Here is a 16,590-nt window from a genome sequence, read left to right as displayed (position 1 = left end):
TCCCGTAAGTTAAGCATGGAAAATAAACGCAGGCTCTGTTGTTTAAATGATGATTATTTATTCGAATCCTTGAGTTTGTTTATATAATGAGCTTTGATGCGTTAGCCCTGTGTTGTTGGCTCGTTGCTGGATTAAGGAAAGTAAATTTTAAATATTGTCTGCCATTGACTTTGGTACCTGCAATAACGGTATTACCTTCACGGAATAGTGCCTTACGAATGGCTGCATTGATGGCATCAATATCTGCATCAGGTAATTTTTGTTTAGGAATAAAACGGAAAACCAAAGTACTTAATTCTGGATAATGAATAAGTTCAAAATAGGGATTCTGTGCCATTAATCGATAGGCATCCTGAGCAGTATCGACCACTTTATCAAAAGCTTGTCCGAGTCGTTTTGCACCCATAATTCGTAATGTCAGCCACATTTTCAATGCATCAAAACGACGCGTTGTCTGGATACTTTTATTGACCAGATTAGGTGTACCCTCTTGTGAGGCACTGAGTGGATTTAAATATTCGGCATGATAAGTCAAATGGGATAAATGCTGCTTATTTTTGACGAAGAAAGCACTACAACTAACGGGTTGGAAGAATGACTTATGGTAATCCACAGTGACAGAATCTGCCAAATTAATGCCTTCCAGTAGATGAGCGCGGCGAGGCGAAACCAGTAAACCGCATCCGTATGCCGCATCCACATGTAGCCAGATACTATACTGTTTAGCGATAGCCGCGATAGGATGAAGTGGGTCAATACTGCCGAAATCTGTGGTACCTGTCGTAGCAACAATGGCAAAAGGAATGTTGCCCTGTTCGATGCATTGGTTAATGCTTTGTTCCAATGATTGAGGGTCCATGCGGAACTCACTGTCATGAGGAACAGAGATAACGGCGTTATATCCCAAACCAAGGATAGCAGCGGCTTTTTGTGTACTGAAGTGGCTGACTGTCGAGGTAAAAATACGCAGTTTATGGAAATCTGTCGGCAGACCATGTAACTGATTTTTATGTTCAGGATCGCGCTGGTGACAAAAGTGGTCCCGCGCAAGTAGTATTGCCATCAGATTTGATTGGGTACCGCCACTAGTAAAGATACCATCGGCATTTGTGCCCAATGCCATTTTATCTCGTGTCCAGTCGAGAACTTTTTGCTCTATTAGTGTCCCGCCAGCGCTTTGATCCCAGGTATCCAATGAAGAATTAATCGCGCCAATAATGGTTTCAGCCAGAACAGCGGGTAATACCAGTGGACAGTTAAGATGAGCAACATATTTTGGATGATGAAAATAAACAGCATCTTTAAGATAAAGTTGCTGTAGCTCATCTAAGGCCTGGTTTAACGAGGTCAGAGGAAGATCTAAATTCACTTTAGAAAATAGCGGGGATAGTTCATGGGGTAATATCCCACTGAAAGGTCTATCTACCCGCTGTAGTATTTTCTTTATTCTGGTAATGACATTATAGGCGTCATCAAGATAGTCTCCAGCACTATGCATATTTAAGAAATATCTGGAAAAATCTTTTTCCGTTATATGACTATCTTCCGTGAGTGGATGGTTTAATAGCAGAGCATCTCCGTACATTATATGTCCTTGTTATTTCATATATAGGTTGTAATTTGGTTATTTCCCAACATAATTGATTTTATTATGTGTAATATTGGGTTAGAGTAAATGACTGTTGAATAATAGCGCGATTAAATCATAATAATCTCTTTCTACCTAAGCAGATAAAAATTAAAAGTTATAGAATAGAATGTTAATGTTTGTTTTCTACTTTGGATTCCAAAGGGCAATCATGGCAATTATCGACGCCAGGTAGTTTATTTCTCTGGCAACAACTGCGACGCTGCATATTGTTATGCCGTAAAATAACAGTACGGTAAAGGGGGTTATCTCTACCATCAGGTAATTGTGGTTCCATAAAAAGACCATTTATAATTTCTTGATATAACTTGCTATTTATTCTTGTGCTGAATTCTACAAGATACCAATACATAAGATAACCAATATTATTCCACAGGAGACGTCTATTTATCCCTTGATATGATTCAATCTTTTCGCATACGGGAATAATATGGCGATCCAAGAGAGAATAGTGGCGATGGAGTAATGATGAAGGTGCCTCATTCAGCCAGGTCAAATTATAGTAAAAAATATCTGGCCTGCCGCTATCATGGAATTCAACCTGAAAAAGATTGTAATGGGTATCCACTGCTTGTGGATATTCCAGCAACATTAACATCATTGGGGGAATAACTAAACCAAAATACCATTGTGTCCATAAGGAATATAGGGCTTTCTGGCTAGGTTTTATATCGTTGTCACCGTAATATTCATCTTGATAGCGCTGAATTAATACTGGAAATTTCCTTGTGTCTGACCACTGAGGGAAATTCATGCTGGTAGTAGGGATATTATCTGCATTTATTTTCATGGTGGCAGAAAAATGGCTAAACGTTTGTTCAAATAACTGAATGATATCTTCAATTACCACTGTGGTTAAAGGTGTAATTGAATGCTTTGTCTCTGACACCACCAACTCCCTGCTTACATGTCCATACCACCTGATTGTAGTATCTTACATATGACTAATCATTGTAAATATAATTATGATAATTATTATCATTACCATTGTCATTATCAAGTAGTAAATCTTTTGGGTGCCTATATTGCTTGTTAATACGGCAAAATCATAGGCAGCTCATTTCCCGTTCAGATAGGATTGTATCTTGGGATAATCAAAGGCTTACCAGATTCTGGATCGCAAATAATACGGCAGGCTAGACCAAACACATCAGCGATACTCTGCTCATTGATAATCTCTTCTGGCATACCTTCGGCGTAAATTTTGCCATTTTTCATCATGATTAAATGTGAGGCGTAACGTAGTGCCAGGTTAATATCGTGTAGTACCAGCACCAACGTTTTTCCCTGTAAATGTAAACGTTGGCAAAGATCGAGCATTTCAATCTGATGGGTGATGTCCAGATAAGTGGTTGGTTCATCTAACAGTACAATGGGTGTTTGTTGTGCCAATGTCATAGCAAACCAAGTGCGTTGGCGCTGACCACCGGAAAGCTCATTCACTAACCGTTGCGACATCTCCTGGAGTTCGACCGCATGTAAAGCGTCGTTAACTGCTCGCTCATCTTCTGCTGACCACTGTCGTAAAAAGGATTGATGAGCGTAACGTCCACGTGAAACCAAATCGTATACGGTCAACGCTTCGGTGATGATTGCCCCTTGTGTTAGCAGAGATAGCTCACGTGCTACCGTTTTTGGTTTGTAATGTTGAATATTGTTCCCATCAAGCAGGATTTCACCGTGCTGTGGAGTTATACCTCGGCTAATGGCGCGTAGTAGTGTCGATTTTCCACAACCATTTGGGCCAATGATGACGCTGAATTCACCATCACGAATAGAAATATCCAGACACTCAACAATCGTTTTCTTGCCGTATGCTAGCGAAAGCGCTTGGGCTGTTAGTCGTGAGGTGGTGGTTGAGGAATTCATATCGAATGACATGACTTTGTTCTCCTTAATTCAGCGTACAGCAAATACATCAAATAGACACCGCCTACCCCTGCGGTGATAACTCCTATTGGCAGACGTGCCGAAGTAGGAAGTAGCAAAGTCATTAAATCGGAAGCGAGCAGTAGTAATGCTCCCACCAGTGCTGAGCAGGACAGCGCGGTGCCTTTGGCCCGTACCAAGCGGCGGGCGATTTGTGGAGCAGAAAGTGCGATAAAAGCCACTGGCCCGACAACCAATACCGCCATTGAGGCTAGTATGACCGCCAGTGACAAACTCATAAGCTGAATGATACGTACTGGCACACCGAGCGTATTAGCAACTTCATAGCCCAGATTAACGTAGTTCAATTGCCGTCCTAGCCAGAGTAGAGGCGGAACAAACAGTATTATCGTTCCATAAATTAACTCAACATCTTGCCAGCGCCGGTTGGCGAGGCTACCGTGCAGCAGCGAAGCAAGTTGTTGCGCCTGCTCAAGGCGCACATTCGATATAGCAAAATTAACAAATGCCATGCAAAGGGCGGCGATAGCAATTCCAGAGATGACAATCCTGGTTGTCTGCATTTGCCCGGAGCCGCTAATGTTTCCTGCGTATACCAGTAGTACTGCAAAGCTGGCTCCTAGCAGTGCACCTAAAGCAACGGGGAGAACTCCAGGCCAGATGATCAGTGTGGTGACGATCCCTGCGGCAGCACCGGCATTCACGCCGATAATATCGGGGCTACCGAGTGCGTTACGGGTTGTTAGTTGAAAAAGTGAACCTGAGAGTGCCAGTGTTGCGCCCGCCCCGATAGCCACTAATGCGCGGGGTAAACGTAGCTGTGTGAGAATAAATTCCTGATAAGGAGTTGAAGTTGCTAGCCAGGGATTATCGATACCTTGCTTACCCAATACTAGAGAGAGATAAAACAGCACTGCGAGCAGTAACAACATCAATAAGATGGCTCTTCGGGTCTGTTGTGGAGGTACAACAAAAACAGCAGTTCCTAACATGAAGGTTCGAATTTTTGCCGGTCTGGATAGGTTAATCTGCGACATAATTAACTCCACGATAGGTTTTAATAACCAGATAGAGCAATGGTCCACCGATTCCTGCGGTGATAATTCCCACCATGATCTCTCCGGGTGCTATCACCAACCGCGCCAGGATATCGGAAGTGAGCAACAGGCAAGGCCCGGCGAATAGGCAATAGGGTAGTAGCCAGCGGAAATCGCTGCCAACTAAAGCCCGCATCAAGTGGGGGGCAGCCAAGCCAATAAAGGCAATGGGGCCTGCCATAGCGGTAGCCACTGCCGCCAGCATAGTAGCAGTAATAAGCGACAACACGCGGGTGCGGGCAACATTGGCGCCAAGTGAACTGGCGATGCCTTCACCAAACACCATCACATTCAGGGAAGCGCCGAGTGAAAGAGTCAATATCAAGGCGAATAGTAGATAGGGTATCAGTGAACTCGCTTCCGCCAGAGACATTGCGCTAAGCGATCCAATAGTCCAGAAGCGGTAACTATCCAGTACATGCGCATTCATTAATACGAAACCTTGCACAAAAGCAAATAGACAGGCGTTAATGGCAGCACCAGTCAATACCATGCGTGCTGGATTGCTATTACGTTGTCCTCCACTGAGCAGGTAGAACAGCAATGTAGCTAGACTTGCGCCAATAAATGCTGTCCAGAAGCGTGGAAGTTCATTCAGTATGGGTATGAAAGAGAAACTGACGACCACCGTAGCAGCACCGGCGTTAACGCCCAGTAAGCCCGGTTCGGCGAGTGGATTACGCAGCAATCCCTGTGTTACGGCACCGGAAAGCGCCAGTGCTGCACCGGCCATGATGCCAATTAACGTACGTGGTTTGCGGGCATTGATGACCAGATCGCTATAGCTACCACTGTCACTTAACCAATAGTGATGCCATATGGTTGATAGTGGTAACATTTTTGCGCCCAGACTCAGGCTGGCAATAATACAAATGAAGGTCAGCAGTATCATGAGACCCAAGCCAAGTAGCAGTAGGGATCGGCGTTTAGGATTTGTCATGATGATTTAATTGCCTCTGCCAGCACTGGCATAAATTGTGATAAACCCCAGCGTAAGCTGAGCGGTGTACCGTAAGACATAGCAACGACCAATGATTGGTCAGTTAGCGGGATATAACCTCCCTGATGTACAGCTCGGATGGATTGAAATAACGGCTGTGCCTCCACTGCTTTACGTTCTTGTTCATTATTGAACCAAGTCACTAAGATATCAGCGCCATTAAGATAATCCGCATTTTCCAGTCCAATATTGGCGGCGAAACTGCCGAAGGGATCGGCCAGTGTGCTGACCGATGGCAGTAGCGTTAAACCAAGATGGACTAAGGTATCGACGCGTGGATCGCCTTTGACGTATACCGATAGCATGTTACTGCTGATACCCGCTTTGATATAGGCGAAAGTGTAGCCACTGATATGCGGGATGGTATTACCTGATTCGCGCAATATGGCATCCAGTTCAGTAGCGAGTTGCTCCCCTTGCGGCTGTTTATCTAGCGCACGAGCAATTAATTCAATCTGCTGTTGTGGTGTCGTGAGCCAAGGGGCAGATGGATAAGCGATCACTGGGGCGAAATATGATAAATGGTCATAAATTTCTTGGGTGATGCCTGATTGGGTTGCCACAATCAGATCCGGCTTAAGACTAATTACCTTCTCAATGTCTAATTCGGGGTACATATCTATCACAGTTGGCAAAGTCTCGCCACGCTGCTGTATCGCTTGTTTAAACCACGGCAGATAGCCCTGTTCATCCCCGCCCCAACGGTGGGATTCGATACCGACAGGAACGATGCCAAGATCCAGTACGATATCTTCCGCTCCTGCACCCAAGACAACAACACGTTGGGGGTGATGTGGAATCACCGCTGTACCCAATGCGGTAGTTATTTCTTTAGGATAACCGGGCTTGTCTGACGATATATTGTCTGTTCTGGCTGGCTTATCACAGCCAGCCAGCAGACTGACCAACAGCACCAATACGGCAAACCTTTTGTAACGCTTCAATTTCATTATTTTGTTTTCCTTCAAATAAATAGAAACATAAGGTTTGCCGTCCGCAGTGTCATTATGACTTTAAACTCAGAACTTATAACGCAAGATCGCTTCAATGTTGCGAGGTGCGCCAAAGTAATACTGAGAATATTGGCCGAACTGGGTGTAGTAGGTCTTATCAAAGACGTTATTCAGGTTAACCGTCAAAGAGAGATCCGGTGTGAATTGATAACGGCTCATCAGGTTAACCACCGCGAAACTGTCTTGCTTCGCTTGCATTGATGTTTTCCCCGGCCCATCAACTGTTAACCAGGTTTTATCCTGCCAGTTAACACCACCACCGATGGTCAGATTGCTCATCGCACCTGGCAGGGTGTAGGTGGTAAACAGTTTAAACAGCCTGTTTGGCGTATTGGAATTGATTCGCACACCATTAGGATCTACTGCTCGGAATTGTGTGTAACCAGTATAAAGACGCCAATTATCCGTCAGTTGACCACTGATTTCTGCTTCAAACCCGCGAGTTTTGGTGCCATCCACGGTATAACGAGGAATGGAGAGATCCGGTAGTCTCGGTGCATTGTTATCTACTAATGGCAGGTTATCTTGACGGATTTCAAAGACTGCCAGTGAGTAATCAAGACTGTTATCGAAGGCAACACCTTTTAGGCCCACTTCATAGTTTTGTCCAGACACTGGGGCAAGCAATTTATTATTGCGGTCACGGTGGCTTTCCGGGTTGAATATTCCGGTGTAACTGGTGTAAACCGACAAGTCTTGAGTAATGTTGTAGATCAGTCCACCGTAAGGAACAAATTCGTCACTATAGCTGGCATTTTGTGGAGTATTGAAATTATCACCGCGTGTTTGCCAACTGGTTACTCGACCACCAAGGATCAAGGTCAATGGATCTGCCAGAGAAATCTGAGTGGCTGCATAACCTGCGGTCTGTTCATTACGCCCTTTTGAGCCATAAGTTCGCGTATTACTCCACTCTGGTTCAGGATATTGCCAGCCAGGAGAGGTGAAGTCACCCAGTCCGGTGCAGTTGCGCTTGAGCATACAGGTTGCGTTGAAGTAATCGTTCTGGAAATCCTGTTGCTGATGATTTAAACCGAAGCTGACATGATGAGTACGGTTGAACAACCGGTAGTCACCGTTCACTTGTAGATCGTAGTTTTTCTGGCGGCGACTGCCATCAATGAGTGTCATGTTACCTGGCACCATACCAATATTGGTGCTACGGTTAGGAAAACTTGTTGCCCACAGGACTTTTTGGTCCAGAGCGTTATTATCATAAGTAAAGGTGCCTTTTACACTCCAGCCGTTGTCAAAGTTATGTTGCAGGCTGGTAAAGGTAGAGAAGGTCCGAACTTTTGAAAAAGCCCAATCAGGTGCGTAGCTGTCGCTGCGTTTATAGTCTGTTTTGCTGCCGTCTGCAAAGTAGATCGGCAAACCACCAAACATACCGCCGCGGGTGTGGTTACGTTGATAATCAACGCCTATAGTCAGCAAGGTATTTTCTGTCAAATCTGCTTCAAGAACGCCATAGAACGGGTATCTTTCGTTGTTATTGCGATCAATAAAAGAGTTGGCCGCTTGATAGGCTGTAACGAAACGCCCGCGTAGGTTGCCACTGTCATTTAACGGGCCAGAGAGATCAAGGCCAGTGCGCCATTTATCCCAAGAACCCACGCCGGCAGAGAGTTCGCCACGGAAATCACGGGTCGGACGTTTACGAATCAGGTTAACGGCTGCCGAAGGATTGCCTGGACCAACCATCAAACCGGCTGCTCCACGTACCACTTCGATACGATCAAACAGGTCAGCATCCAGAAGATTGTCGCCATAGTTAAAGCGGGTGTCGTAGTAGGTCGCAACCCCATCACGCAGGATGTTATTGATGGACATGCCACGAGAAGTAAACCCAAAACGATCACTATCAAACTGGCGTACGCTCATACCGGTTGTGCTATCGATGACGCGATTAACACTGTCCAGATTTTCGTCAAGCATACGTTGTTTGGTCACGACACTGACGGTCTGTGGCGTTTCACGCGCCGAGAGGTTTAAACCGGTGGCGGTGACCATCGACGTGGTATTGTACATCCCGGTGTCTTCGGTCACACCTTCATGTTCTGCTCGTGAAGCGGTGACGAGTATCTTGTCATTTTGGGCAGTGGTTTTATCGCTTGTGCTCTGTGCACTTTCCGCGACTGCGTAGCTATTTCCCATCAATACTAACTGTATCGTCATTGCAAGAGTTGTTTTTTTAATCATGGAATCCTTTCGCAAAAACGGATACATCACTTTCTTATTATTCATTACATCCCCAGGGTATATCTATGTTGATATTTTTATTTATTGCTGCTCGGCCTGATGAAGAGTAACCGAGTATTCATGGCGTAAAGCGTATAGTGGATTCACTAAAGTTCCGGCGAATTTGAGATTCTTTTCACGGTCGTCAAGATCGATCATCTGTTGATTATTCGCCATTTGCAGACGATTCAGGCAAGTACGAACAAATTCCTGCTTAAACAGATCGAACTTACGGAATTTCTCAATCTGATGCAGATGTTGTGACTGATAATTATGGACACAGCGTGCAACCAGTAACCAGAAACGCTCTTCGGGTAGATTAAGATCTTTTTGCAACAGCGGAATCAGGTAGCGGAAGAAACAATCGAAAATATCAAGGAAGATGTAGTTAATTTTCATGTCGTCTTCGATAGTGACATGCAGGAAATTAATCTCTTCAGGCAGTTGAAGATCACCATTCAAAATAGCAACTTCTTCACCAATATCTTTCATCAACATTTTTGTCGGGCTGTTATTATCCAATACCAACATCAGGTTTTCGCCGTGTGGCATAAATACCAGATCATAGGTGAAGAAAGAGCGCAGTAATGGCGAGAAGTAAGCATCGAGATAACGTGACACCCACTCTTCTGCATTTAAACCAGAACACTTTACCAAAGCTGCCACGACGGAATGACCTTGATAATCGACATGCAGCAACGAAGCCATTGTCATCAAGCGCTGGTTATCCTGCAACATCGTCATTGGGCTTTCACGCCACAGTGCTGACAACATTTTCTTATGGGGGCTGTCCTTCTTAATGGCTGATTCAAAGTAGTTATTGAAATAACCGAGAGCAGCACGTTCCCGTAATACGGTAAACCCCTTTTGTTGGAAGAAACTGTCATTATGGACTAAGTTACTGAGCCATTCGTTGACTGATGGGGTTGTGACCATGCTGTGTGGATCGAGCCCACGCATAAAGCCCATGTTCAACACGGAGAGGGCGGTCTTAACGTAGTTCTTCTTCGGTTGAGTAATATTGAAGAAAGTACGGATAGATTGCTGTGCGAGGTAGCGATCATGGCCTTCTCCAAGATAAACAATATGATTATTGGCAATATCTGCCGCAAAGCTGATAGCAATACGGTGTTGCCATTGCCAGGGATGGAGAGGCATCAAATAATAATCTGATGGACATAATCCCAACATATTAAGATGGCGTTCAAATTGGGCTGGCAGGTATTTCCCTAGCTCTTCTTCTATTAATTGTTGGTATGAAAGATCGGATAATGCCGAGAAAATAGCTTTATTCTTATGTACCGCAATCCAGATTAAAGTCACGGGGCTGGCGCTTTCAGGTGCATAACGCTGATAATCATCGGCATCGAAACCAATTCGGCCATTATTGGCAATAAAGACTGGATGGCCTTCACTCATTGTCGTTTCAACGACTTGATAATCGGCATAAGCTAAATCTTGGGCTGTAAGTCGGTTGTACTGATATTTAAAAGCGTGACCGTAGAGCGTACTGGATATCTCGTCGAGATAAATCGGCAGCATTTTTTCCGGGATTTCCAACAGCGGATGCAACTCAATAATCAGTTGAATAGCATCAAGTGGCTGAGATTGATTATCCCTGAATTTGGTTACGGAAGCGGTATCAATATCAATATGATCGAGCTGATAAGTTTCCGCTTGAAAATGGTATTGGTAGCCACCTATTGTCAGAGAATACTGCTGCTGTCCATGGTAGGTAGGATTAATTAATTTTTCGTGATATAGCTCACGTAATATTTTTGTCACCAGATGGCGATTGGCATAGAGCCAGTTCTCTGCGTTGAGGTGCAGAGTGTGATTATCGGAGTTAATATGCAGTGAACTCATGGTGATAACAATCCCTATTCATAATCAAAAATCATATCCAACATAGTCGTTGTACACTGGAAACAAATCGGTACGCTTAATTCTGAAATTTTCGAATATAAGTCTCTTTTTTCCAGGTATTCATTCCGGTTCCCTTAGACAGGTAACTTTTGGGGTATTCAATTTTGATAACATTAATACAAATTATTATCATTAACAACTGTGTAAGTGTAGGGATTTGCTCTAGTTTTGTTTAAATAGCAGGCAAAAATGGGACGTTATGGTGCTGCATTGGGATGAGTAAGGTGAATTGGGAGAGAATTTTTGATCGGCTATAACCTTTGAGTAAACCTGTTTTTGTATTGAGATGATGTTCAATGACATGCTGTAATTATTTCGAGAGTGAGATAGCATAATGCCCAGGCGTTTTGCATAGCGTCTGTGATTTTTTAATATTGAGGAAAAGCGTGTCTACCGCAGAGGTCATTAATACGATATCACTGACAGAGCAGGTATTGCGGGAAACCTTTGGTTATCTGCAATTCCGGCCTGGCCAGCAACAAGTTATCAATACCATTCTTGAAGGGCGTGATTGTTTAGTCATTATGCCGACTGGTGGCGGTAAATCATTGTGTTACCAAATTCCGGCGCTGGTACAGGAAGGGGTCACTTTGGTTGTTTCGCCGTTGATCTCTTTAATGAAAGATCAGGTGGATCAACTGCGGGCAAATGGTGTTGCGGCGGATTGCTTGAATTCAACCCAGGTCCGCGAACAGCAGATTGATGTGATCCGGCGTTGCCGTCAGGGCATGATTAAATTGCTGTATATCGCCCCTGAGCGTTTGATGATGGATAACTTCCTTGAGCAACTTCTGGAATGGCAACCTGCAATGCTGGCTGTGGATGAAGCTCACTGTATTTCACAGTGGGGCCATGATTTCCGACCGGAATATCGGGCGTTGGGGCAGCTCAGGCAACGCTTTCCGGCATTACCTGTCATTGCGTTGACGGCCACCGCGGATGAAACGACTCGCAATGATATTGTCCGACTACTGAATCTTAATGATCCACTTATCCATATCAGCAGTTTTGACCGGCCCAATATTCGTTACACCTTGATAGAAAAATACAAGCCATTAGATCAACTGTGGCTATTTATTCGCGGTCAGAAAGGTAAAAGTGGCATTGTGTACTGCAACAGCCGCAGCAAAGTTGAAGAGATATCAGAGCGTTTACAAAAACGTGGCTTGAGTGTTGCTCCATACCATGCCGGGTTGGATAATAGCCAGCGTGCGCGGGTGCAGGATGCATTTCAGCGTGATGATTTGCAGGTTGTAGTGGCAACCGTGGCATTTGGTATGGGAATTAATAAACCCAATGTTCGGTTTGTGGTTCATTTTAATATTCCACGTAATATCGAATCCTATTATCAGGAGACCGGGCGTGCCGGGCGTGATGGTCTGCCGGCGGAAGCGGTGCTGTTTTATGATCCCGCGGATATGGTATGGCTTCGCCGCTGTCTGGAAGAGAAAGAGGTGGGTACACAGCAGGATATTGAGCGGCATAAGCTCAATGCAATGGGGGCTTTTGCCGAAGCGCAAACTTGCCGCCGTCTGGTGTTATTGAACTATTTTGGTGAAAGCAAACAAACCCCTTGCGGTAACTGTGATATCTGTCTTGATCCACCAAAAAATTATGATGGCTTGGTGGATGCCCAAAAAGCGCTTTCTTGTATTTACCGGGTTGGGCAGCGCTTTGGTATTGGCTATATTGTTGAAGTGCTTAGAGGCGCGAATAATCAGCGTATCCGTGATATGAGACATGATCATTTGCCGGTTTATGGTATTGGTAAAGATCAAAGTCAGGAACATTGGGTGAGTGTATTGCGGCAGCTTATTCATTTAGGCTTTATCAGTCAAAACATTGCCAATTATTCTGCATTACAATTAACAGAAGCGGCACGCCCAATATTGCGTGGCGAAGTTTCGCTAAAACTGGCTGTTCCACGAATACAGAATCTGAAAGGGCGTAGTCAGCAAAGTAAATCGTATAGTGGTAATTATGATCGCAAACTATTTGCCAAGCTACGTAAATTACGGAAATCTATTGCTGACGAAGAAAATATCCCTCCTTTTGTTGTATTTAACGATGTCACGCTGATTGAAATGGCAGAGCAATGCCCGGTGACGGAGGATGAAATGTTATTAATCAACGGGGTAGGGCAACGGAAACTTGAACGTTTTGGTAATGTCTTTATGGCCTTAATATGTGAACATCTAGAGGAGTTTGGATAGTCAGAGGGCAATTTATGACGCCAGAAATATTGAAAGAAAGTTGGCTCAATCGTGAGATGCAGTTCTCTGCTTTTGCCAACGGGCCTTTATTAGATTTTTGGCAAGCCAGGGAAGAGTGTGAATTTATCGGTGTCGATAATGTACTGATACGTTATGTCCGTTTTTGTGCAACGGTAAAAAATGATAGAGCGGTTGTTATCTTTCCTGGCCGTAGTGAAAGTTATGTTAAATACTCGGAAGTAGCATTTGATTTTTATCACCTTGGCTACGACATTTTTATTATTGATCATCGTGGGCAGGGGCGATCCAGCAGGATGCTTGCAGATCCACAAAAAGGGCATGTAGAAAAATTTGATGATTATATTGATGACGTTGAAATATTAATAGAAAGAGAAATTCTTCCTCGTCATTATTCTCACTGTTATGCGTTAGCTCATTCAATGGGGGCGGCAATATTAGGGGGATTTTTATTACGTCACGGCCAGGTATTTGATGCAGCCGCCCTTTGTGCTCCTATGTTTGGTATTAACTTTCCTATGCCACGTTGGTTGGCAACTTTCCTGGTAAATCGGGCTGAAAAGCGGCCAGATATGCGCAACCATTATGCGGTACTAACTGGGAAATGGCGTCCGTTGCCTTATTTGATAAACCTTCTGACACACAGTTATGAACGTTATAGCCGTTACCTCCATTATTACGCGGATAATCCGAAATTACGCATAGGTGGCCCAACATATCACTGGATGAGGGAAAGTATCTGGATTGGCGATATGCTGATAGAAAAAGCCGGAGAAATTGAGACACCGCTGATGGTCTTAGAAGCCAGTGAGGATAAAGTCATTAATAATCAGAAAATACGGGCTTTTTGTGAATTACGTAGGAGAGAAAGGACTTTCATTGAAGAGCCGTTACTGTTAATTATTCAGGGGGCGCATCATGAAATCCTATTTGAAAAAGATAAATTACGTAGCCAGGCACTCAACGCCATTTGTGATTTTTTTGACCAGAATTGACTCAATTAAATGATAGGAACGATAACTATGTATCACATTGTTGCTTCAGATTTAGATGGCACTTTGCTGTCTCCTGATCACAAATTAACTTCTTACACCAAGGAAACTCTTAATTTACTGACCAATAAAGGCATTCATTTTATTTTTGCTACTGGTCGTCATCATGTCGATGTTGCGCAAATCCGGGATGTTCTTGGTATTGATGCCTATATGATTACTTCTAATGGCGCACGGGTACACAATGCTATGGGTGAACTGGTTTTCAGTCACAATGTTGATCCTGAGATTGTGCATGACTTGTGTCTAATGGAGTTTGATAACTCTGATATTCTGACGAATTATTATTGCCATGATCACTGGTATATGAACCGTGAATGCCCTGAGCAGAAAGAGTTTTTTCAGGAATCGGTGTTTCATTATCAACTTTTTGAGCGTGACAACTTTAAAACTGATGACGTATGTAAAGTTTATTTTACCTGCCAAGATCATGATCTATTGGTTGCGTTGGAAGAGAAAATCAAAGCGCGTTGGGGTGATAGCGTTAATGTAAGTTTCTCGTTGCGCAATTGTCTGGAAGTTATGGCGGGTGGTGTTTCGAAAGGTCATGCACTTGAGCAGGTAGCCCAAGCTATGGGTTATAAACTGAGTGATTGTATTGCTTTTGGTGATGGCATGAATGACTTTGAAATGCTGACGGTAGCAGGTAAGGGCTGCATTATGCAGGATGCTCACCAGCGCTTGAAAGATATCCTGCCAGAAATGGAAGTGATTGGCTCAAACGCTGATGATGCGGTTTCCCACTATTTGTGCGAAATGTATCAGGTTTAATTTATTATCCATTGTAATTACAGCGCTATTGGCGCTGTCAGATTATTATGGCTTTAGCCAGTTTAAGTAGCGTCAGCTTCTTAAACATAAAACCCCCCGCTATGCGCTGTCTTTCATACACAAATCCCCTGATAAAAAATCGGGGGATTTTTTTGAATCTTTTTCTATTTTGCTGATCTTAGTAATAACTATTTCATTGAGGTACGGTAAAATGTTCCAAACTCACGCAGAACAATGGGCTTATGAGACTTTTTCTCGCGCAAATTTGGGCGATAGCCGACGAACCCAGCGTCTTATCAAATTCACCGCCTCTTTAGCCAACCATATCGGGCAATCTATTGTGCAATCACTCAAAACACCTGCGGATATTGAAGCCGCTTATCGATTTACGCGTAACCGGGCCATTGACGCAACGGCCATTGCAGAGGCCGGATTTGCAGCAACGGCTGAACAAGCTAAGTCCTATGACTGTTTGCTGGCATTGGAAGATACAACCTCACTGGAGTTCACTCATCAGACGGTTCGGGATGAAATGGGGTATACCTCATCACGAAAAAGTGCCACCGGCCTGCATGCCCATTCCGTTTTGCTTTTTGCCCCCAGAGAAGAACGGGTCATTGGCCTGATTGAACAAACGCGCTGGACGAGAGAGCTGAGTCATTATGGCAAGAAAGCGCAACGGGCTTCCCGGCCGTATAAAGACAAGGAAAGTTATAAGTGGGAACGCGCCTCTCAGGCAACAGAAACTCGTCTTGGCAGTGATATGAATAAGGTCATTTCAGTTTGTGCTCGCGAGGCAGACATTATTGACTATCTGACCTATAAAATCATGCATCAGCAGCGTTTTATTGTGCGTTCAATGCAAAGCCGTTGCATTGAACAAAGCTCAGATAAACTGTATCTGTTCAGTGAATCTTTGCAGCCTGCAGATAAAAGAACCGTTCAGGTTAAACAACGAGGTGGGCGTAAGGCGCGTGAAGCTCTCTGCGACGTCCGTTACGCCCCTGTCACGCTCAAAATGCCGGCCAATAAACGAGGGGAGCCGATACCGCTGTATTATGTGAGTTGTCAGGAAACGAATAACGACAAGGAGCTGAGCTGGCACATTCTGACATCGGAGCCGGTAAAAGGTAAAGAAGATGCCCACCGTATTCTGGACTACTATGAAAAACGCTGGCTCATTGAAGAGTTTCACAAAGCGTGGAAAAGTGGCGGGACACAGGTAGAAGCGCTGCGGATGCAACGTAAAGAAAATCTGGAAAAAATGGTGGTGATCCTGGCGTTTATCGCCGTGCGTGTTCATCAGTTGCGCTATGTGGGTCTCAATAGATCAGAGGCGGAAAAACAGAGTTGTGAAACGCTATTAAGCCCGCTAGCGTGGAAGTTATTGTGGGTAAAGCAAGAAAAGAAAAAGGTCCCTAAGACAGCGCCAAGTGTTTACTGGGCCTATATTAATTTGGGAAAACTAGCGGGTTGGTATGACTCAAAACGAAATGGCCGAGTGGGATGGGAAAGGCTGTGGCAAGGATGGTTCATGTTACAAACCATCCTTGAAGGTTATTTACTGTCCAAGTCTCTTGATCTATGAAATATGATCAAGAGACAGGCCATAAAGAGGGTGTCGCAAAAGGTCATGTTATCCATTAAAATCTGCGCTCTTCCTTTAGGCGCAGATCTTTTATGACCTTATTCATTCGAAAACGGGAACCGTCTGCTTACACCAA

At 44.2% G+C, this 16,590-nt stretch carries 12 protein-coding genes; 4 read left to right on the top strand and 8 right to left on the bottom strand.

Annotation, left to right across the window (positions count from 1 at the left end; genetic code table 11):
• Positions 1–79: 79 nt before the first annotated feature.
• The 8 genes from ACGF49_RS22840 to ACGF49_RS22805 all read right to left on the bottom strand — a co-directional run bounded on the left by ACGF49_RS22840 (position 80) and on the right by ACGF49_RS22805 (position 10,752).
• The gene (locus tag ACGF49_RS22840; RefSeq protein WP_387492941.1) at positions 80–1,498 is read right to left on the bottom strand and encodes a pyridoxal phosphate-dependent decarboxylase family protein; all 1,419 of its coding nucleotides are present in this window, start codon (positions 1,496–1,498) and stop codon (positions 80–82) included.
• A gap of 262 nt (positions 1,499–1,760) precedes the next feature.
• A complete protein-coding gene (fhuF, locus tag ACGF49_RS22835; RefSeq protein WP_229015663.1) occupies positions 1,761–2,537 on the bottom strand; it encodes a siderophore-iron reductase FhuF in 777 nt (258 codons plus the stop codon).
• A gap of 179 nt (positions 2,538–2,716) precedes the next feature.
• Positions 2,717–3,529, bottom strand: a complete 813-nt coding sequence (locus tag ACGF49_RS22830; RefSeq protein WP_113042925.1) for an ABC transporter ATP-binding protein — start codon at positions 3,527–3,529, stop codon at positions 2,717–2,719.
• Positions 3,514–4,575, bottom strand: a complete 1,062-nt coding sequence (locus ACGF49_RS22825; RefSeq protein ID WP_113042927.1) for an iron chelate uptake ABC transporter family permease subunit — start codon at positions 4,573–4,575, stop codon at positions 3,514–3,516. The genes ACGF49_RS22830 and ACGF49_RS22825 overlap by 16 nt, the downstream gene beginning before the upstream one ends.
• Positions 4,562–5,575: an iron ABC transporter permease gene (locus ACGF49_RS22820; protein ID WP_113042928.1), complete on the bottom strand. Its 1,014-nt coding sequence runs from the start codon at positions 5,573–5,575 to the stop codon at positions 4,562–4,564. The genes ACGF49_RS22825 and ACGF49_RS22820 overlap by 14 nt, the downstream gene beginning before the upstream one ends.
• Positions 5,572–6,585 carry an iron-siderophore ABC transporter substrate-binding protein gene (locus tag ACGF49_RS22815; RefSeq protein ID WP_113042930.1) on the bottom strand — a complete coding sequence of 338 codons (1,014 nt, stop codon included), beginning with the start codon at positions 6,583–6,585 and terminating at the stop codon, positions 5,572–5,574. The genes ACGF49_RS22820 and ACGF49_RS22815 overlap by 4 nt, the downstream gene beginning before the upstream one ends.
• A gap of 69 nt (positions 6,586–6,654) precedes the next feature.
• Positions 6,655–8,892 (bottom strand): TonB-dependent siderophore receptor, encoded by a 2,238-nt coding sequence (locus tag ACGF49_RS22810; RefSeq protein ID WP_113042932.1) that lies wholly within the window; start codon positions 8,890–8,892, stop codon positions 6,655–6,657.
• A 36-nt stretch (positions 8,893–8,928) separates the two neighbouring features.
• Entirely contained in the window at positions 8,929–10,752 is a 1,824-nt protein-coding gene (locus ACGF49_RS22805; RefSeq protein ID WP_387492934.1) for an IucA/IucC family protein, read from the bottom strand.
• A gap of 446 nt (positions 10,753–11,198) precedes the next feature.
• Between ACGF49_RS22805 and recQ the strand changes: the two genes are divergently transcribed.
• From recQ to ACGF49_RS22785, 4 genes are all read left to right on the top strand, one after another.
• Positions 11,199–13,025, top strand: a complete 1,827-nt coding sequence (gene recQ / locus ACGF49_RS22800; protein ID WP_113042935.1) for an ATP-dependent DNA helicase RecQ — start codon at positions 11,199–11,201, stop codon at positions 13,023–13,025.
• A 14-nt stretch (positions 13,026–13,039) separates the two neighbouring features.
• Positions 13,040–14,038: a lysophospholipase L2 gene (gene pldB / locus ACGF49_RS22795; RefSeq protein WP_113042936.1), complete on the top strand. Its 999-nt coding sequence runs from the start codon at positions 13,040–13,042 to the stop codon at positions 14,036–14,038.
• A 27-nt stretch (positions 14,039–14,065) separates the two neighbouring features.
• Positions 14,066–14,866 (top strand): sugar/pyridoxal phosphate phosphatase YigL, encoded by an 801-nt coding sequence (gene yigL / locus ACGF49_RS22790; RefSeq protein WP_113042938.1) that lies wholly within the window; start codon positions 14,066–14,068, stop codon positions 14,864–14,866.
• Positions 14,867–15,077: 211 nt separating this feature from the next.
• On the top strand, positions 15,078–16,454 hold the full coding sequence (locus ACGF49_RS22785) for an IS4 family transposase (protein ID WP_113042939.1): 1,377 nt from the start codon (positions 15,078–15,080) through the stop codon (positions 16,452–16,454).
• Positions 16,455–16,590 lie beyond the last annotated feature (136 nt).

Origin of the sequence: Photorhabdus sp. RM96S (assembly GCF_042879335.1) — a bacterium.
In the GTDB taxonomy this organism is placed as follows: Bacteria; Pseudomonadota; Gammaproteobacteria; order Enterobacterales; family Enterobacteriaceae; genus Photorhabdus; species Photorhabdus kayaii.
Note: the sequence above shows the minus strand (reverse complement) of the source record. Positions and strands in the feature narration are given on the sequence as shown.